An 18,726-nucleotide genomic window follows, 5' to 3' on the forward strand; every position below is an offset into this window, starting at 1 on the left:
GCGAAGACCATGCTCCGCGCCGGCCACGTGATTCCACGGCACGTGGCCGCATCAGGGGGACCACGCGCAGCGTCATGCTGCAGGAGTCCAAAGCCATGCCCACGCTTCACGGCCGAAAGCGTTATCTGCCGTTCTTGACCGCCACGCTCGCCACCGTCCTGGCCGGCGCCGCGGGCGCGCAAACCACGACCGCCGAGCAGGATGCCGCGTTCCGCCACGGTATTCCCGGTGCCGGCACCAGCCCGCGTCCGGGCCTGCCGGGCGGCATCGTCACCTTGCATCGTCCCGGTGAGCCGGGCGACCGCAGCGATCGCACGCGCACGCCGATCAAGCACGTGATCCTGCTGATCGGTGAAAACCGCACCTTCGACCACGTCTACGCTACTTACACGCCGCCGAAGGGCCAGAGCGTGCACAACCTGCTGTCCGAAGGCATCGTCAATGCCGACGGCACGCCGGGCCCGAACGTCGCGCTGGCCAAGCAGTGGCAGGCCACCGACACCGGCAAGTTCACCGTCGCGCCCACCCGCACCACGCCTTATGCATTGCTGCCGGCGATGAATACCGGCGGCGCGCCGACCCAGGCCTACTTCGCCTCCGCCGCGCAGGCCGAGGCGGTCGAACCGGGCCTGCCCGCCGGCGAATACGGCCAGCTCGCCAGCGGCGGCACCGGCCTGCCGCAGCACGTGGTCGACACGCGCTTTCCCACCCAGCTCGCCAACGCGCCGGTCGACATGAGCGCCTCGCTCAGCTACGACGACTACGCCAACAGCCCCGTGCACCGCTTCTTCCAGATGTGGCAGCAGCTCGACTGCTCCACCGCCGCGGCCACGCGCAGCAACCCCAGCGGTTGCCGCAACGACCTGTTCCCGTGGGTGGAAACCAGCTTCGGTGCCGGCAGCAACGGCGCGCCGCAGCCGGCCAACTTCAACGACCAGAGCACCGGCGAAGGCTCCACCGCCATGCAGTTCCTCAACATGGCCAAGGGCGACGCGCCGTACTTCAACGAGCTGGCGCGCAACTACGCGCTGAGCGACAACTTCCACCAGTCCGTGATGGGCGGCACCGGTGCCAACCACATCATGCTCGGCTACGGCAGCCTCATCTATTACGCCGACGCGCAGGGCCGTCCCGCCACGCCGCCGTCGAATCAGATCGAGAACCCCGATCCGATGCCCGGCACCGACAACTGGTACACCCAGGACGGCTACGGCGGCGGTTCCTACGTGAACTGCGAAGACGAAAGCCAGCCCGGCGTGTCCGCGGTGAAGGACTACCTGCGCAGCCTGCCGTACCGCAGCTTCCGCGGCGGCGACTGCAAGCGCGATGCGTATTACCTGGTCAATAACTACAACCCCGGCTACCTGGGCGATGGCACGCCCGCGCCGCTGGGCGCCGACCAGTTCACCCTCCCGCCGACGCGGCAGGACAACCTCGCCCTGCTGCTCAGCCGCCACCACGTGAGCTGGAAGTACTACGGCGAAGGCTGGGGCGACGGCAAGGAGAACGGCGAGGCCGGCACCTTCTGCAATATCTGCGATCCGTTCCTGTACTCCACCCAGGTGATGACCGATCCGAAGTTGCGCGCCAACAACCAGGACATCAACGACCTGTACCGCGATATCCAGAACAACACTTTGCCCGCGGTGGCGATCGCCAAGCCCGACGCCATCCTCGACGGCCATCCGGCTTCGTCCAAGCTGGGCCTGTTCGAGGGCTACGTGAAGAAGATCGTGGAGATGGCCAAGGCCAATCCGGAAGTGTGGAAGGACACCGCGATCGTGGTGACCTTCGACGAAGGCGGCGGCTACTGGGATTCCGGTTACATCCAGCCGATCGACTTCTTCGGCGACGGCACGCGCATCCCGATGCTGGTGATCTCGCGCTACTCCACCGGCGGGCGCGTGGTGCACACCTATTACGACCACGTCTCCTTCGGCAAATTCGTCGAAGCCAACTGGGGCCTGCACGAGACCATCTCGCCGCGTGGCCGCGACAACCTGCCGAACCCGCGCGCGCGTCCGGGCAATCCGTACGTGCCGGTCAACGCGCCGGCGCTGGGCAACCTGATGGACATGTTCGACTTCGGCCGCTATGCGCGGCATGACGCCGACGGCGACGACAACGACGATCTGCAGGACTGAGCTCCTGCACTGAGCGCGCCATGGCCACCGGGCCATGGCGCCACCGTGCCGGCGCCGCAGGGAGGCGACGCCGGCGGACGTGAATCACCCGCGGGACTCTTTCATGCCTGTCGCTTATCAGCTGGCGCGCCTCGCTCGCGCCGCACTTACCGTACTGCTGCTGTCGTCCGTGCTGACGCCGCACGCGCATGCCGATGCCGGCGATTTCCAGGCCATGCCGGGCTTGTGGAAGATCGTCACGCATTCCAGCGCCAAGGGCGCGCCGCACGAAACGGTGGCCTGGCATTGCGTGGATGAAGACGCCGATCCCTGGGCTTCGTTCGCCAGCCTGGCGCCGACCGATGGCGCGAGCTGCGCACGCAGCGACGAACATCGCAGCCGTACCTCGCTGGACTGGAGCCTGCGTTGCACCGCACCGGCCACGCTGCACGGCCGCGTGGCGTTCGATTCGCCCGAGCATTACAGCGCGACGCTGGGTGCCGAAGGTACGGAGCCGCTGCTGCGCGTCGAAGGCAAGCGCTACGCCGCCTGCACCAGCCCAAAAGACTGAACGTAGGTTGGCGTGAGCGCAGCGAACCCCAACAGGCCTGCCATGTTGCGACGTCTGTTGGGGTTCGCTGTGCTCACCCCAACCTACGCCACGCTCTTATGCACCCTGGTTGGCGGCTTTCAACGCGCGACGCGCTTCCCGCTTCGCACGCCGCGCCGCTTTGCGCGCCTTGCGGTCGTGCACGCGCAGGTAGATCGCCGGCGTGCTGAGCAGAGTCAGCAGCTGCGACACGAACAGGCCGCCGAGGATCGCCACGCCCAGCGGCTGGCGCATTTCCGAACCCGCACCGAAGCCGATCGCCAGCGGCAGCGCCGCGCCCATCGCCACCAGGGTGGTCATGGTGATCGGGCGGAAACGCACCAGCGCCGCTTCGCGGATCGCCTCCGGTGGCGAGCGGCCGTGCTCGCGCTCGGCGACCAGGGCGAAGTCCACCATCAGGATGGCGTTCTTCTTCACGATGCCGATCAGCATCAGGATCGCGATCACCGACATCATGGTCAGCTGGGTATGCGTCACCAGCATCGCCAGGAACGCACCCATGCCCGCCGCCGGCAAGGTGGAAAGAATGGTCAGCGGATGCACCAGGCTCTCGTACAGGATGCCCAGCACGATATACATCGCCATGATCACCGCGAAGAAGATGAACAGGCCGTTGGTCAGCGCTTCCATCAGCTGCTGGTTGTTGCCGCTGTACTTCTTCTGCACGCCGGCCGGCAGGCTGGCCGCGGCCATCGCGTCGTCGACGCGGCGCAGACCCTCCACCTGCGACACGCCATCGGCGAGGTTGTAGCTGATGGACGACGATTCCAGCTGGTTGTAGTGGCGGATCTCCAGCGGCGCGATGTTCGGCTCGATCCGCGCCACCGCGGACAGCGGGATCATCTTGCCCTGCGTGTTGCGCACGTAGGTGTTGAGCAGCGTGTCCGGGCTGATCGACTGCGCGGCCGAGGTCAGCACCACCCAGTACTGGTTGATGTCCGAATAGATCACCGAGACCGGCCGCTGTCCGAACGCGTTGTACAAGGCGGTATCCACCGACGCCGCGCTCAGTAGCAGGCGGCCGGCCGCATCGCGGTCCACCTTCAGCTTCTGCTGCTTGCCGATCGAATCGAAGTTGGTGGTGACGTCGCGGAATTCCTTCAGGCCGCGCATCACGCGGGCCAGCTTGAGCGTCGGGCCTTGCAGGTCGGTGCCGCTGGCGCTGCTGAGCTGGAACTGATATTGCCCGCCGCCACCTCCACCACCGCCGCCACCGCCGATGAACTGCAGCGGGGTGAGCGAGGCGGTGATGTCCGGGATGGCCTTGTACTGCGCGTCCAGGCGCTTGATCACGTCCTTGACCGGCTCCTGCCGCTGGCCGGGCCGCTTGCCCAGGGTCTTCAGGTCGACGAACAGGGTGATGCTGTTGCCGACCGCACCGTTGTTGTTGTTGCCGCCCAGGATGGTGGTGACGTCCAGCACCGCCGGATCCTTCAGCATGATCTCGCCGATCTTCTGCGCACGCTCGGCGAGCAGGGTCGGCGAAATATTGGCGTCGAGGGTCACATTGGCCTGCAGCATGCCGATGTCTTCCTCCGGCATGATGCCGCCGCCTGCCGTCTTCACCACGGCGAAGGCCAGCACGCCGGTCAACACCAGCAGGATCGGCGGCTGCCAGCGCATCAGCCCGCGATGGTGCATGGCCCAGTCCAGCGAGCGTTCGTAGATGTGCAGCAGCCAGCGGTCGAAGTTCCCGGCCAGGCGCGACAGGGCCGAGACGGGCTTGCCGTCGGCATGCTCGAGGCTGAGATAGCGTCCGCACAGCGCCGGCGTCAGGGTCAGCGACACGATGGCGGAGATCACCACCGTCGCGGTGAGCGTCACCGAGAACTCTTTCATCAGCGTGGTGAAAAAGTTATTGCCGAACAGCATCGGTGCGAACACCGCCACCAGCGACAGGGTGATCGATACCACGGTGAAGCCGATCTCGCGCACGCCGATGAGCGCGGCCTGCAGCGGCCGCTCGCCCATCTCCATGTGGCGCACGATGTTCTCGATCACCACGATGGCGTCGTCGACCACGAAGCCGATGCACAGCACCAGCGCCACCAGCGACAAGGTGTTGAGCGTGTAGCCCAGCACCCACATCAGCACGAAGGCGCCGGCCAGGGACAGCGGCACGCTCAGCATGGCGATCAGGGTCGGGCCGATGCGGCGCAGGAAGATCAGCATCACCACCGCCACCATGGCGATACTGAGCAGCAGTGCGATCTCCACCTCGTGCAGCGCCGACTTGGTGGTCTGGGTGAGGTCGAAGATCGGCGTGATCTGCACGTCCGCCGGCATCAAGTGCTGGAACTCCGGCAGCTTGGCGCGGATCGCATCGGCGGTCGCCACGGCGTTGGCGTCGGCGCGCTTGCTGATCTGCATGGCCACCGTGCGGTTGCCGTTGAACCAGGCGGCCTGGAACTCGTCCTGCTGGCCGCTGGTGATGGTGGCGACGTCGGACAGCCGCACCGGCGTGCCTTTGCGCGAGGCGATCAGCAAGGCGCCGAACTCGTCGGCGGTATGCAGCGAATCGTTCGCCAGCACCGTCATCTGCGTCCAGCCATTGCTGAGCATGCCCTGCGGCGCGGTGACGTTGGCCGCGATCAGCGCATTGCTGACGTCGTCGCTGGTGAGCTGCTTGGCGGCGAGCGAATCCGGATGCAGCGCCACCCGCACCGCATGCGGCGTGCCGCCGAACACCTGCACCTGGGCCACGCCCGGCACCTGCGCCACGGCCGGCTTCAGCATGGTGTCGGTGAGGTCGTACAGCTTGTCCGGCGGCAGGCTGGTCGAGGTGAGCGAGATCAGCAGCACCGGGATCTGCGAGGTATCGAACTTGAAATACTGCGGCGGGCTCGGCATCCCGCTGGGCAGGTCGGGCTGGGCGGCATTGATGGCCGCCTGCACGTCGCGCGCGGCCTTGTCCGCGCTGCGGCCGAAATTGAACAGGATCTGGATCTGCGTGGCACCATCGTTGGTGGTCGAGACCATCTGCTTGATCTCGGGGATCCGCCCCAGATGCCGCTCCAGCGGCGCCACCACCGAACTGGCCATGGTCTGCGCATTGGCGCCCGGCATCTGCGCGAACACCACCACGCCTGGGAACTCGATGGTCGGCAGTGCCGCGACGCCCAGCAGCAGATAGGCCCAGAAACCGGCCATCACCAGGCCGATGGCGAGCAGCGAGGTGCCGATGGGGCGACGAATCAGCGGCGCGAAGATATTCACGGGGTTTCCGTACCGAGTGTTCTAGACGCGCGCCGGGCGAAGCCTGCATGGCATATCGGCGCGCGCCAGTGGGTACCGGCGCAGTGGGCACCGGGGGTGTGAGCAATCATATCGGCTATATGACCGCGTCACGCACCATGTGCGGATGTGCCTTTAGTCCGGCCGTGTCGGAAGGCAGGGGGCGCTGTTCATGCTCTTGCCCGTCATTCCGGCGCAGGCCGGAATGACGGGCAAAGGGCCCCGACCGCTCACCCCGGCGCGCGCCATCAGGCCGCCTGTCCCGCCGCCTTCAACGCCCGCTTCGCCTCGCGCTTCAGCCGCCGCGCCGCCTTGCGCTCCTTGCGGTCGTGATTCCAAAGATAGATCGCCGGCGTACTCAACAGGGTCAGCAGCTGCGACACCAGCAAGCCGCCCACGATGGCCACGCCCAGCGGCTGGCGCGTTTCCGCGCCTATGCCGAAGCCGATCGCCAGCGGCAGTGCGGCGCCGATCGCCACCAGGGTGGTCATGGTGATCGGGCGGAAGCGCACCAGGGCGGCCTCGCGGATCGCCTCCGGCGCCGACAGGCCGTATTCGCGCTGGCGCACCAGGGCGAAATCCACCATCAGGATGGCGTTCTTCTTCACGATGCCGATCAGCATCAGGATCGCGATCACGCCGATCAGCGACATCGGCGTCTGCGTCACCAGCATCGCCAGGAACGCGCCGGCGCCTGCTGCCGGCAGGGTGGAAAGAATGGTCAGCGGCTGGCCCAGGCTCTCGTACAGGATGCCCAGCACGATATACATGGCGAAGATCGAGCCCAACAGCAGCAGCATGGAGTTGTCCTTGCTCTCCTGCAGGTTCTCGTTCTCGCCGGTGTAGCCGATCTTGACGCCGGCCGGCAGGCGCGCCTCGGCCACCAGCTGGTCGATCAGCTGCATGCCTTTGTCGCGCGGGAAATCCTGCGGCAGGTTGTAGTAGATCTGCACCGCTTCCATCTGGTTGTAGTGGTTGACGATCGAAGGCGTCACGTTCGGTTCGATCCGCGCCACCGCCGACAGCGGCACCATGCCGCCGTGCCCATTGCGCAGATAGGTGTTGAGCAGGGTTTCCGGGGTGAGCGTGTGCTCGGCGCTGGAGGTCAGCACCACCCAGTACTGGTTGATGTCCGAATAGATGATCGACACCTGATTCTGGCCGAAGGCGTTGTACAGCGCCGTGTCGACCATGCCCATGCTGATGTTGAGCCGGCCGGCCGCCTGGCGGTCGACCTTCAGCATCTGCTGCTTGTCGATGTTGTCGTAGTCGCTGCTGACGTCGCGGAACGGCGGGCGGTCCTTCATCAGCTTGGTGACTTTGTAGACCCAGGGCTGCAGGTCGATGGTGCTGGCGCTGATCAGCTGGAAGCTCTCGGCGCCCTGGCCGCCGCCACCGCCGCCGCCGTTGAAGAAGCTCAGCGAGGACAGCGAAACCTGCACGTCCGGCACCAGCTCGTATTGCTTGCGCAGGCGCTCGACCACCTTGTCGATATGCTCCGGACGCTCGTCCGGGCCGCTGCCCTTGGGCTTGAGGTCGACGTACATCACCGCTTGGTTGCCGACGGCGCCGCCGGCATTGTCGGCGCCGAGGAAGGTGGTCACGTCCAGCACCGCCGGGTCCTTCAGCATGATCTCGGCGGCTTTCTGCGCGCGCAGCGCCATCAGGCTTGGCGAGATATTGGTGTCGGCGCGCACCATGGCGCGGATCAGGCCGATATCTTCCTTCGGCATGAAGTTGAAGCCGGCGGTCTTCACCACCGCCATCGCCAGCCCGACGGTCAGCGCCAGCAGCAGCAGCGGCTGCCAGCGCATCAGGCGGCGGTGGTGCATGGCCCAGTCCAGCGCGCGCTCGTACACGCGCTGCATGCCGCGGTCGAAGCGCTCGACCGCACGCTCGATCCGGCCCGGCTCGCGCCGCTCGTTTTCCTGTTTAAGCATCCAGCCGCACAGCGCCGGCGTCACGGTGAGCGAGATCACCGCCGAGATCACCACCGCGGCGGTCAGGGTCACCGAGAACTCGCGCATGATCACGGTGAACTGGCTGTTGCCGAACAGCAGCGGCACGAACACCGCCACCAGCGACAAGGTGATCGAGATCACCGTGAAGCCGATCTCGCGCACCCCCAGCAGCGCCGCCGGCAGCGCCTGCTCGCCGTGCTCCATATGGCGCACGATGTTCTCGATCACCACGATCGCATCGTCCACCACGAAGCCGATGCACAGCACCAGCGCCACCAGCGACAAGGTGTTGAGGGTGTAGCCCAGCGACCACATCACGATGAACGCGCCGGCCAGCGACAGCGGCACGCTCAGCGTGGCGATCAGGGTCGGGCGCAGCCGGCGCAGGAACACCAGCATCACCAGCGCCACCAGCAGGATGCTCAGCAGCAGCGCCATCTCCACTTCGTGCAGGGCCGAGCGGGTGGTCTGGGTCAGGTCGAAGATCGGGGTGATCTTCAGGTCGGCCGGCAGCCAGGCGCGCATTTCCGGCAGCTTGGCGCGCACCGCGTCGGCGGTGGCCACGGCATTGGCTTCCGGGCGCTTGCTGACGCGCACGGTGACCGAGCGGGTGCCGTTGAACCAGGCGGCCTGGTATTCGTCCTGCTGGCCGCTGTAGACCTTGGCCACGTCGGACAGGCGCACCGGCGTGCCGTTCTTCACCGAGATCAGCAGCTGGCCGAATTCCTCCGGGTTGTGCAGCGCATCGGTGGCGGTGACCGTCATCTGCGTGGTGCCGTCGGTCAGGATGCCCTGCGGCGAGGTGACGTTGGCCGCGCGCAGCGCATTGCGCACGTCGTTGCCGGACAGGCCCATCGCCGCCAGCTGCGCATTGTTGAGCTCGACGCGCACCGCCTTCGGCCGCCCGCCCATGATCCGCACCTGGGCCACGCCGGGCACCTGCGACAGCACCGGCTTGATCAGCGTGTCGGCCATGTCGAACAGCTTGTCGGGGGTCTGCGTGGTCGAGGTCATCGACAGCAGCAGCACCGGCATCTGCGAATTGTTGAATTTGAAGTAGCGCGGCGGGATGGTCATGCTCGACGGCAGGTCGACCTGGGCGGCATTGATCGCCGCCTGCACGTCGCGCGCCAGCTTGTCGGTGGACTTGCCTGGCTCGAACAGCAGGATCACCGAGGTGGAGCCGTCATTGCTTTCCGAGCTCATCTCCTTGATGCCCGGAATGCGCCCCAGATGCCGCTCCAGCGGCGCGGCCACGGTGGAGGCCATGGTCTGCGCGCTGGCGCCCGGCACCTCCGCATAGACGGACATGCCGGGGAATTCCAGCGCCGGCAGCGCGGCCACGCCGATCAGCAGGTAAGTCCAGATGCCGGCCAGCGCCAAGCCCAGCGCGAGCAACGAAGTGCCCACCGGGCGGCGGATCATTGGAGCAAAGATATTCACGTAGTCCCCGGGCAGCGCCTCCTGCGGCGCTCCGCAGGCGGGACTTTATGCCGGGGGGCACGTGCTTGGGATGTGCCTGAAGTTCGTAGCGCATATAGGTCGTAGGTTGGGGTGAGCCATCGGCGAACCCCAACATCGCAGCCTATGAAGGTGCCACGTTGGGGTTCGCCTGCGGCTCACCCCAACCTGCGCCGGTCAGTGCGCCGGGCTGTAGCGCAGCGTCAGGTAGGCCGTGCGGCCCAGCTGGTTGTAGAAGCGCACGGTTTCGTAGCGGTGGTCGAACACGTTGGCCACGCGCCCCTGCAGGGTCCAGCCGGGCTGGAAGTTCCAGCTCGCGCGCAGGTCGACCGTGGTGTAGCCGCCCAGGCGCTGCAGGTTGGCCGCGTCGTCGTAGCGGTAGCCCTCGGCGTTGACCGTGCCGCCGATGCTGAAGGCGCCGCCCAGGTCGCGGTCCAGGTCGAGGCGGGCGATCCGCTCCGGACGGCGGGCCAGCAGGTTGCCGCGGCTGGGGTCGTCCTCGCCGCGGTTCTCCGGCTTCTGGAAGGTGAGGTAGCCGCGCAGGTGCCAGCCGTCGACGTCGGCGCCGAGCTGGCCTTCGATGCCGCGGATGCGCGCCTTGCTCACGTTGATCGGCACGAAGAAGGCGTCGTAGCCGATCAGCTGGTCGATCCTGGTCTGGTAGGCATTCACCGCCCAGTTCCACACGCCCGGGCGTGCCGACAGGCCGATCTCCGCCGTGCGCGACTTCTCCGGCTTGAGATTGGGGTTGGCGGTGGCGAAGCCGAAGAACGGCGGGAAGTAGAGGTCGTTGAAGGTCGGCGCGTGGAACGCGGTGCCGTAGGAGGCGGTGAACTTCAGGCCGTTCGCGAAGCCGTAGCCATACGCCGCGGCGCCGGTGTTGTGGTTGCCGAACTGCTGGTTGTGGTCGTGGCGGGCCGAGAGCTGGATTTCATGCGGGCCGAACTGGCCCTGGTACAGCGCGAACACGCCGGTGTTGTCGCGCTTGCTGCGCAGGTAGCCGGTGTCGCTGTCGACGTGTTCCTGCTGGTAGTCCACGCCAGCGCTGAGCAGCTGGCCGGGGGCGAGCGTCACGTCGTTCTGCCAGGTGGCCTGGTTGCGGCGCGAATAGAGATGGCCGGCGGGCGTCATGTCCGCAGCCAGATCGGCGCGGTTGAGATAGTTGTCGGCGCGGTCGATGTTCTGGCCGGCGCTCAAGCTCATCTTCCACGCGTCGAGCACGGCGAAGCGCAGGTTCGCACCCGCCACCTGCTGCGAGCGGCGCGTGTAGTTCTGGAAGCTGCCGTCGTACTCGATATCGCCCTTGCTCTTGAGCACGCTGGCGCTCAGCTCGGTGCCGTCGTCCCAGCGGTAGCCGCCGCTGAGCGCGCCGTTGTAGGTGCGGTAGCCGTCGTTGTCCGGCTCGTTGGTGAAGCAGCCGCCCACGCCCGCCGCCGCCGCGCGGCAGGCATTGATGCCGCGCGTGTACTGGCCGCCCACGCTGGCGTTGAACCAGGCGTTGCGCGAGCCGCCGGACAGGCCGAACTGGCCGTCGACCAGGCGATGGCTGCCCACACCCACGGTGACCGACGGCGTCAGCGCTTCGTCGGGCTGGCCGTGGCGGGTGAAGATCTGGATCACGCCGCCGATCGCATCCGAGCCGTACAGGCTGGAACGCGGGCCGCGCACGATCTCGATGCGCTCGATCTGTTCCACCGGCAACTGCTCGAACGCGGGAATGCCGGCGCCGACGGTGCCGATGCGCACGCCGTCGACCAGCACCAGCGTGTGCGAGGAATTGGTGCCGCGCATGAACAGCGAGGTCTGCTGGCCGAGGCCGCCGGCATTGCCGAACGCCACGCCCGGCAAGCCGGCCAGCAGGTCCTGCACCGACTGCGGCTGCAGGCGTTCGATATCCGCGCGGGTCAGCACGGTGACCGGTGCCAGCGTCTGGTCGATCGGCGTGGCCGTGCGGGTGGCGGTCACCACCACGGTGGGGAGCTGCCCGGCCTCGTTCTGGTCGGCGGCATGGGCCGCGGCGACGCAGGCGAGCAGGGCGGTGGCCAGCAGGGTCTTCTTCATGGAGCGCTTTTCCTTGGCCGCGCCTCGCGCACGGCCCATCAATGATGAGCTGGCGGCACGACGGAGGAGGTAGCGCAAACGACGGCAGGCAGACAGGCACCGGCACGTGGTCCGGCTGCGCCCTCCGCGAGCCACCAGGAAAAATATTCGGGCCGGTCTCCGGGCTTGCGAGTGCGCGTCGCCGCGCGATCCTGCAGTGGCCTTCCCGCACTCGTGGAGTGCAGTGGCATGTCACCGCCGGTGGAACTGCTCGCTTACCGTTGCGGGGGCAGCGCCGGCCTTGCCACGAAGGCGCACCGGCTTCCCGTTTCATCCCTTGGCGTGATGGCCTTGGGACACCCGAACAAACGCAACTTTAACGGGGCGGCCGGGGCGCTGGCAACGCAGCGCTTGGGGTGGGGCAGGGTGGCCAGCTAGTTCTTGCGCCTACCCCATCGTTTCCCAAACGCGCATACCGAATGAAATTACGACCTCATTTGGACGTCCAAAAGGCACTCAAGCAAGCTTCAAGCAAGCTACACGCAAGCATGGCGAAAACTTACATTTTGCTGCCTAAGTAATTGTTGCAAATGATGTATTACGAAGCCCTGCAGGCGTAAATAATTTGTTGACGGACGCTAATTCACACGCTTATGTTCCGCCGGCGAATCGCTGGAACTTACGTGTTGCACACGAGAGCTTGGGGAAGTTCTCTCGGTGCGGGTCCGGTCTTACGTACTCTGCCGGCACGTTTTCCTGCGATTGGCAATTCGGCGCACTGCGCCTGTCGGCCGCAAAGGCCATCATGGGGAGAACGTCAATGATCAAGTTCCAGCACGCTGGTCGTGCGCCGCTGTGGCGCCGGACCACCCTCGCCGTTGCGTTGAGCATGAGCCTTGCCGGAGTAGCAGTGGCTCAGTCGAACGCCTCGGGCACCATCTTCGGCCGCGCCGATGAAGCCGGCGCCACCGTCCATATCGAGAACGTCGATACCGGCCTGACGCGCGATATCGGCCTGGATTCCAGCGGCCGCTACCGCGCCGCGTCGCTGCCGGTCGGCCGCTACCGCGTGACCCTGCAGAAGGACGGCAAGGACATCAGCACGCGCGACAACGTGCAGGTGGTGGTGAGCACCGGTTCCGAGATTTCGTTCACCGCCGCTGCCGCGGCGACGGCGGCCAAAAACCTGGAGGGTATTCAGGTGGTAGCCAATGCGCTGCCGGCGATCGACGTGTCGTCGGTCGACTCGCGCACGGTGCTGACCTCCGAGCAGCTGCAGAAGCTGCCCATTCTCAACAACGTCAATGCTGCGGCCCTGCTGGCGCCGGGCACCACCAACGGCGACAGCCGCTACGGCAATGCCATCTCGATGGGCGGTGCGTCAGCTGCCGAGAACCAGTACTACATCAACGGTTTCCCGGTCACCAATCCGCTCACCGGTCTGGGCTTCACCAGCCTGCCGTTCGACGCGATCGACCAGGAGCAGGTGTTCACCGGCGGCTACGGTGCCGAGTACGGCCGCTCCACCGGCGGCGTGGTGAACATCATCACCAAGCGTGGCACCAATACCTGGAAGGCCGGCGCTGAAGTGCAGTGGAGCCCGGCCAAGCTCGCCGCCTCGCAGCGCTACATCTACTACCCGGTAGGCAGTCACCGCGTCACCGACGGCAAGGTGCTGTTCCGCCCCAACGAGAAGCTGACCCAGACCCAGGTCGGCGCCTACGTCGGTGGCCCGCTGATCAAGGACAAGCTGTTCTTCTACGGCACCGGCGAGTTCACCAAGAACACCGGCCGCGTGCAGTACGGCACCAATAACGGCACCAACGGCAACAGCACCCGCACCACCGACGACAGCAACCACATCACGCGCTGGATGGCCAAGGTCGACTGGAACATCACCGACAGCCACATCCTGGAATTCACCGGGATCGGCGAGGATTCCATCCAGGACACGGTGATCTACAACTACAACTACAACACCGGCGTGCAGGGCACGCTCAAGGGCACGGAGCACCAGAAGAACCAGGGCACGGCCAACTCGACGCCCGGCGGTCAGGTCTACGTCGGCAAGTACACCGGTTACATCACCGACAGCCTGACCATCAATGCGCTGTATGGCCGCAGCACCGCGGACCACGTCGACAGCGTGGCCGGTGCCGCCGGCGTGGTGTGCCCGAACATCACCGACAGCCGCAGCAGTCCCAGCCGCACCAGCTGCGCACCGGTGGGCGGCAACCTGCGCGTGCCGGGCGCGAACGACAAGACCCACGCCTGGCGTTTCGACATCGAATACCACCTGGGCTCGCACACGCTGCGCGGCGGTCTGGACAACCAGACGCTGGAGTCGTTCTCCGGCCTGGCCACGCAGGGCGGCGCGCTGTGGACGTACTTCAACGCCACCGATGACTTCTCTACCGTGCCGGGCATCGTCATTCCGCCGGGCGCGACCGAAGTCGCCCAGCGCACCATCTTCAGCGCCGCGGGCAAGGTGAAGGTGGAACAGCAGGCGCAATACATCGAAGACCACTGGCAGATCAGCGATCGCTGGCTGGCCTACCTCGGCCTGCGCAACGAGCAGTTCAAGAACTTCAACACCGATGGCGTGGTGTTCCTGAAGCAGCGCCACCAGCTTGCGCCGCGCCTGGGCGTGACCTGGGACGTCAACGGCGATTCCAGCTTCAAGATCTATGCGAACGCCGGTCGCTACCACCTGGCCGTGCCGTCGAACGTGGCCATCCGCGGTGCCGGTCCGCAACGCTTCGAAAACCAGTACTTCGTGTATACCGGCGTCGACCCGGTGACCAATGCGCCGATCAACCCGACCCCGATCAGCTCGGTGTTCTTCGCCAACGGCGCCAACGGCCAGGCGCCGAACCCGGTGACGCTGGCCAAGAAGGGCATCAGCGCCTATTACCAGGACGAGTACATCCTGGGCTTCGACAAGGAAGTCGCGCCGAACTACACCGTCGGTGCCAAGGCCATCTATCGCAACCTCAAGAGCATCATCGACGACTTCTGCGATGCGCGGCCGTTCCTCGCCCATGAAGCCGCCGCCGGTACGCCGATCACCAATCCGGCGTTCACCGGATGGGAGACCAACGGCGCGCCGTGCCTGCTGTTCAACCCGGGCCATGGCGGCACCTTCACCGTCGACCACGACGGCAACGGCACGCTCAAGAACATCACGCTCTCGAAGGAAGAGCTCGGCTTTCCGGAACTGAAGCGCAAGTACCTCGCGCTGAACCTCTATCTGGAACACCAGTTCGACCAGAAGTGGTACGGCAAGGTCGAGTACGTCTGGTCGCACAACTTCGGCAATTCCGAAGGCCTGCTGCTGTCGGACATCGGCCAGCAGGATCCGTCGGTCACCCAGGCCTGGGACTTCAAGGAACTGATGTACGGCTCAAGCGGCAATCTGCCGAACGATCGCCGCCACCAGGTGAAGGCGTACGGTTTCTACCAGATCACGCCGGAATGGCTGGTCGGCAGCAGCCTGCTGGTGGCCTCGGGTCGTCCGAAGAACTGCCAGGGCATTCCTCCGACCGACCCCTATCAGTACGGCTCGTCGTATTTCTATTGCAATGGCCAGGTCGCGCCGCGCGGCAGCCAGGGCAGCACGCCGTGGACGTACGTGCTGAACCTGAGCAGCGAATGGCGTCCGGCCTGGGCCGACCACAAGCTCGCCTTCTCGATGGACATCTTCAACGTGTTCAACCAGCAGAAGGCGCAGAACCGCATCGAGACCTACCAGCTGGGCAGCGGCGCCCGCAGCGGCACCTACGGACGCGTGCTGAGCTACACCGCGCCACGCACGGTCCGCTTCGGCGCCCGTTACGACTTCTCGCTGTAAACAAGCAACGAGCGCCGGGGTCGACCCCGGCGCGATCTCCCCTTGTTGCCGCCGGGTTTGACCCGGCGGCATTTTTTTTCGATGCAAGCCGGCGCTTAACATTAAGCAAACGTTCACGTTTTTTCCTGCCGGGCGATTTTTCGAACTTCAACGCATTCAATAAGTTGAAGATACGGTGAACACGCCTCTGTCGTAGGAAAAATCTTATTTTTTTGTTGACTCCCCTTCCGCCCCCCTTCTAAGGTCGGCGAGCGACCCGCGAGAAGTTGCGAAGCGTGCCGGGCGAGGGGTCGCCCGCCGCTTACCGCCGATCCGCTTTCGAAGGGACCTGCCGTGATTTCCCGCGACGCTTTTAGGGCGAACTTTCGCCCGTCCTTACTGGATTTCTCGGGGAGATCAACCAATGCAGACGTTCCATCACCCGCGCTACGCGGCCGTGTGCCGCCGTACCGCCCTCGCCCTCGCGCTGGGCATGAGCCTCGCCGGTACGGCGATGGCGCAGTCCAACGCGTCGGGCGTGATCTTCGGCCGCTCGGCCGAAGCTGGCAGCACCATCCATATCGAAAACCTGGACACCGGCCTGGCCCGCGACATCTCGGTGGACGCCGACGGCCGCTATCGCGCCGCCTCGCTGCCGGTCGGCCGCTACAAGGTCACCGTGCAGAAGGACGGCAAGACGCTGGAGACCCGCGACAACGTGCAGGTCGCGCTCGGCGGCGGCGTGGACGTCTCGTTCACCGGCGCCGCGGCGGCTGGTAACGCGCAGACGCTGGAAGGTATCCAGGTGATCGGCAATGCGCTGCCGGCGATCGACGTATCCGCGGTGGACTCGCGCACCGTGCTGACCTCCGACCAGCTGCAGAAGCTGCCGCTGGCGCGTAACGTCACCGCAGCCGCGTTGCTGGCGCCGGGCGTGGTAGCGGGCGACTCGCGCTACGGCAACGTGGCTTCGTTCGGCGGTTCGTCGGCGTCGGAAAACCAGTACTACATCAACGGCTATGCCGTGACCAACGCGCTGACCGGCCTGGGCTTCACCAGCCTGCCGTACGACGCGATCGACCAGCAGCAGATCTACACCGGCGGCTACGGCGCCGAGTACGGCCGTTCCACCGGCGGCGTGATCAACGTGGTGACCAAGCGCGGCGGCAACACCTGGAAGGGTGGCGTCGGCATGTACGTCATCCCGCAGTACTTCCGCGATTCGCCGCGCAGCATCTACCGCGACAACGGCCAGCTGTACCAGTACCGCGCCGACAACAAGACGTCCTCGATGCAGTACACCGGCTACGTGAGCGGCCCGCTGATCAAGGACAAGCTGTTCCTGTACGCCGCGGGCGATTTCACCCGCAGCACCGGCCACACCGTCGCGCCGATCACCACGCCGCAGAAGACCAACGACGTGAGCAAGGCCACCAAGTGGCTGGCCAAGATCGACTGGAACATCACCGACAACCACCTGCTCGAACTGACCGGCCTGTCGGACAAGACCAATATCGACCGCCAGGTCTACCGCTACGACTACAAGACGCTGCAGGCCACCGACTACCTGGGTTCGGACAAGACCAAGAACTTCGATTCCGGCCCGGGCTCGCAGCCGGGTGGCGACGTCTACATCGGCAAGTACACCGGCTACATCACCGACAGCCTGACGGTGAACGCGCTGTACGGCCGCAGCAAGACCGAGCACGTGCGCAACCTCAGCTACGCCTCCAACCCGAACTGCCCGTGGATCCTCGATTCGCGCCAGGGCTCCGGCGTCGGCGCGCCGATCGTCGGTTGCGGCCTGGTCAACGGCACCGTGCTCGGCAAGGGTGCGCAGGACAAGACCCACGGCTGGCGCCTGGACGTGGAATACCGCCTCGGCGATCACGACCTGCGCGCGGGCGTGGACAACCAGACGCTGGAATCCACCGCCGGCAACATCTATGAAGGCGGTTACCGCTGGGTCTACCGCAATGCCGGCCCGGTCACCGGCCGCCCCGACATCGTGCCGCCGCCCGGTACGCCGTACGTGGCCGAGAAGCGCCTGTTCCAGACCGGCGCTGCGGTGAAGGTCGAACAGGAAGCGCAGTTCATCGAAGACCGCTGGCAGGTCAGCGATCGCTGGCTGGCCTACATCGGCCTGCGCAACGAGCAGTTCAAGAACCTCAACGGCTCCGGCGAGGTCTACGTCAAGCAGCGCCACCAGCTCGCGCCGCGCCTGGGCGTGACCTGGGACGTGTTCGGCGATTCCAGCTTCAAGGTGTACGCCAACGCGGGCCGCTACCACCTGGCGATCCCGTCGAACGTCGCCATCCGCGGCGCCTCGGCTTCGAACTACTACAGCGAGTACTACACCTACACCGGCGTCGGCGCCAACGGCGCGCCGACCGGCCTGACCCAGCTCGGTTCACGCAGCTACCTCAACGGCGAGAACGGCACCACGCCCGATCCGCGCAGCGTCGCCGCGCAGAACATCAAGGCCTACTACCAGGACGAGTACATCCTGGGCTTCGACAAGACCATCAACTCGAGCTGGACCTTCGGCGCCAAGGCCACCCTGCGCAAGCTGAAGAGCTCGATCGACGACTTCTGCGATTCGCGTCCGTTCGAGAAGTACGCCGCGCGCAACAACATCGACATCAGCAACGCGCGCATCGCCGGCTGCTATCTGTTCAACCCGGGCGAGACCACCAGCATCCTGGTGGACACTACCGGCAAGGGCAATTTCGTGCCGTTCAAGTTGACCAAGGAAGACTTCACGACGCCGGCAGGCGTGACGTTCCCCGAACTCAAGCGCAAGTACTACTCGCTCGACCTGTACCTCGAACACCAGTTCAGCCAGCAGTGGTATGGCCGCGTCGACTACACCTTCTCGCGCAGCTACGGCAACTCCGAAGGCCAGTTGAAGTCCGACATCGGCCAGCTCGACCCGTCGGTGACGCAGGATTGGGACGCGCCGGAAATCATGCAGTTCACCAACGGCCCGCTGCCGAACGACCGCAAGCACCAGCTGAAGGCGTACGGCTACTTCCAGGCGACCAAGGAATGGCTGTTCGGCGCCAACCTCGCGTTGGCTTCGGGCCGTCCGAAGAACTGCATCGGTTTCGATCCGGTCGATGCAATCCATTACGGCGCCTCGTACTTCGAGTGCAACTTCGATCCCAGCCCGCGCGGCTCGAAGGGCCGCCTGCCGTGGACCTGGTCGCTGGATCTCAATGCCGAATACCGTCCGACCTGGGCGGGCGAGAACCAGCCGCTGGCGTTCACCGCCAACGTGTTCAACGTGTTCTCGAAGAAGGAGCAGCTCGCGATCATCGAAGTGGGCGAGAGCTCGATCAGCAGCGTCACGCACAAGCCGGTACGCAGCGTGGACTATCTGCGCCCGGTCGCGTTCCAGCAGCCGCGCTACTTCCAGTTCGGCGTGCGCTACGACTTCTCGTTGTAAGCGACATCGGCGCCGGCTTT

7 protein-coding genes and 1 riboswitch are annotated in these 18,726 nt (G+C 65.8%); of the genes, 4 read left to right on the forward strand and 3 right to left on the reverse strand.

From position 1 onward, the window contains the following. Positions 1–95: 95 nt before the first annotated feature. Both AB4083_RS11535 and AB4083_RS11540 read left to right on the forward strand, forming a co-directional pair. Entirely contained in the window at positions 96–2,144 is a 2,049-nt protein-coding gene (locus AB4083_RS11535; RefSeq protein WP_441607951.1) for an alkaline phosphatase family protein, read from the forward strand. A gap of 103 nt (positions 2,145–2,247) precedes the next feature. Further along, entirely contained in the window at positions 2,248–2,694 is a 447-nt protein-coding gene (locus tag AB4083_RS11540) for a DUF3617 domain-containing protein (RefSeq protein ID WP_441607952.1), read from the forward strand. Positions 2,695–2,790: 96 nt separating this feature from the next. Here the strand turns inward: AB4083_RS11540 and AB4083_RS11545 are convergent, their stop codons facing one another. From AB4083_RS11545 to btuB, 3 genes are all read right to left on the reverse strand, one after another. Beyond that, positions 2,791–5,949: an efflux RND transporter permease subunit gene (locus AB4083_RS11545; protein WP_441607953.1), complete on the reverse strand. Its 3,159-nt coding sequence runs from the start codon at positions 5,947–5,949 to the stop codon at positions 2,791–2,793. Positions 5,950–6,215: 266 nt separating this feature from the next. Beyond that, complete coding sequence (locus AB4083_RS11550) at positions 6,216–9,371, reverse strand: efflux RND transporter permease subunit (RefSeq protein WP_441607954.1); 3,156 nt, start codon at positions 9,369–9,371, stop codon at positions 6,216–6,218. A gap of 195 nt (positions 9,372–9,566) precedes the next feature. After that, entirely contained in the window at positions 9,567–11,450 is a 1,884-nt protein-coding gene (btuB, locus tag AB4083_RS11555) for a TonB-dependent vitamin B12 receptor (protein ID WP_441607955.1), read from the reverse strand. Positions 11,451–11,583: 133 nt separating this feature from the next. Then, positions 11,584–11,808: riboswitch (cobalamin riboswitch) on the reverse strand. A 531-nt stretch (positions 11,809–12,339) separates the two neighbouring features. Here btuB and AB4083_RS11560 point away from each other — a divergent pair. After that, positions 12,340–15,279, forward strand: a complete 2,940-nt coding sequence (locus AB4083_RS11560; RefSeq protein WP_441607956.1) for a TonB-dependent receptor — start codon at positions 12,340–12,342, stop codon at positions 15,277–15,279. Positions 15,280–15,682: 403 nt separating this feature from the next. Beyond that, entirely contained in the window at positions 15,683–18,706 is a 3,024-nt protein-coding gene (locus AB4083_RS11565) for a TonB-dependent receptor (protein ID WP_441607957.1), read from the forward strand. The last annotated feature ends 20 nt before the right edge of the window (positions 18,707–18,726 follow it).

Source organism: Dyella sp. 2RAB6, assembly GCF_052115385.1.
In the GTDB taxonomy this organism is placed as follows: domain Bacteria; phylum Pseudomonadota; class Gammaproteobacteria; order Xanthomonadales; family Rhodanobacteraceae; genus Dyella_D.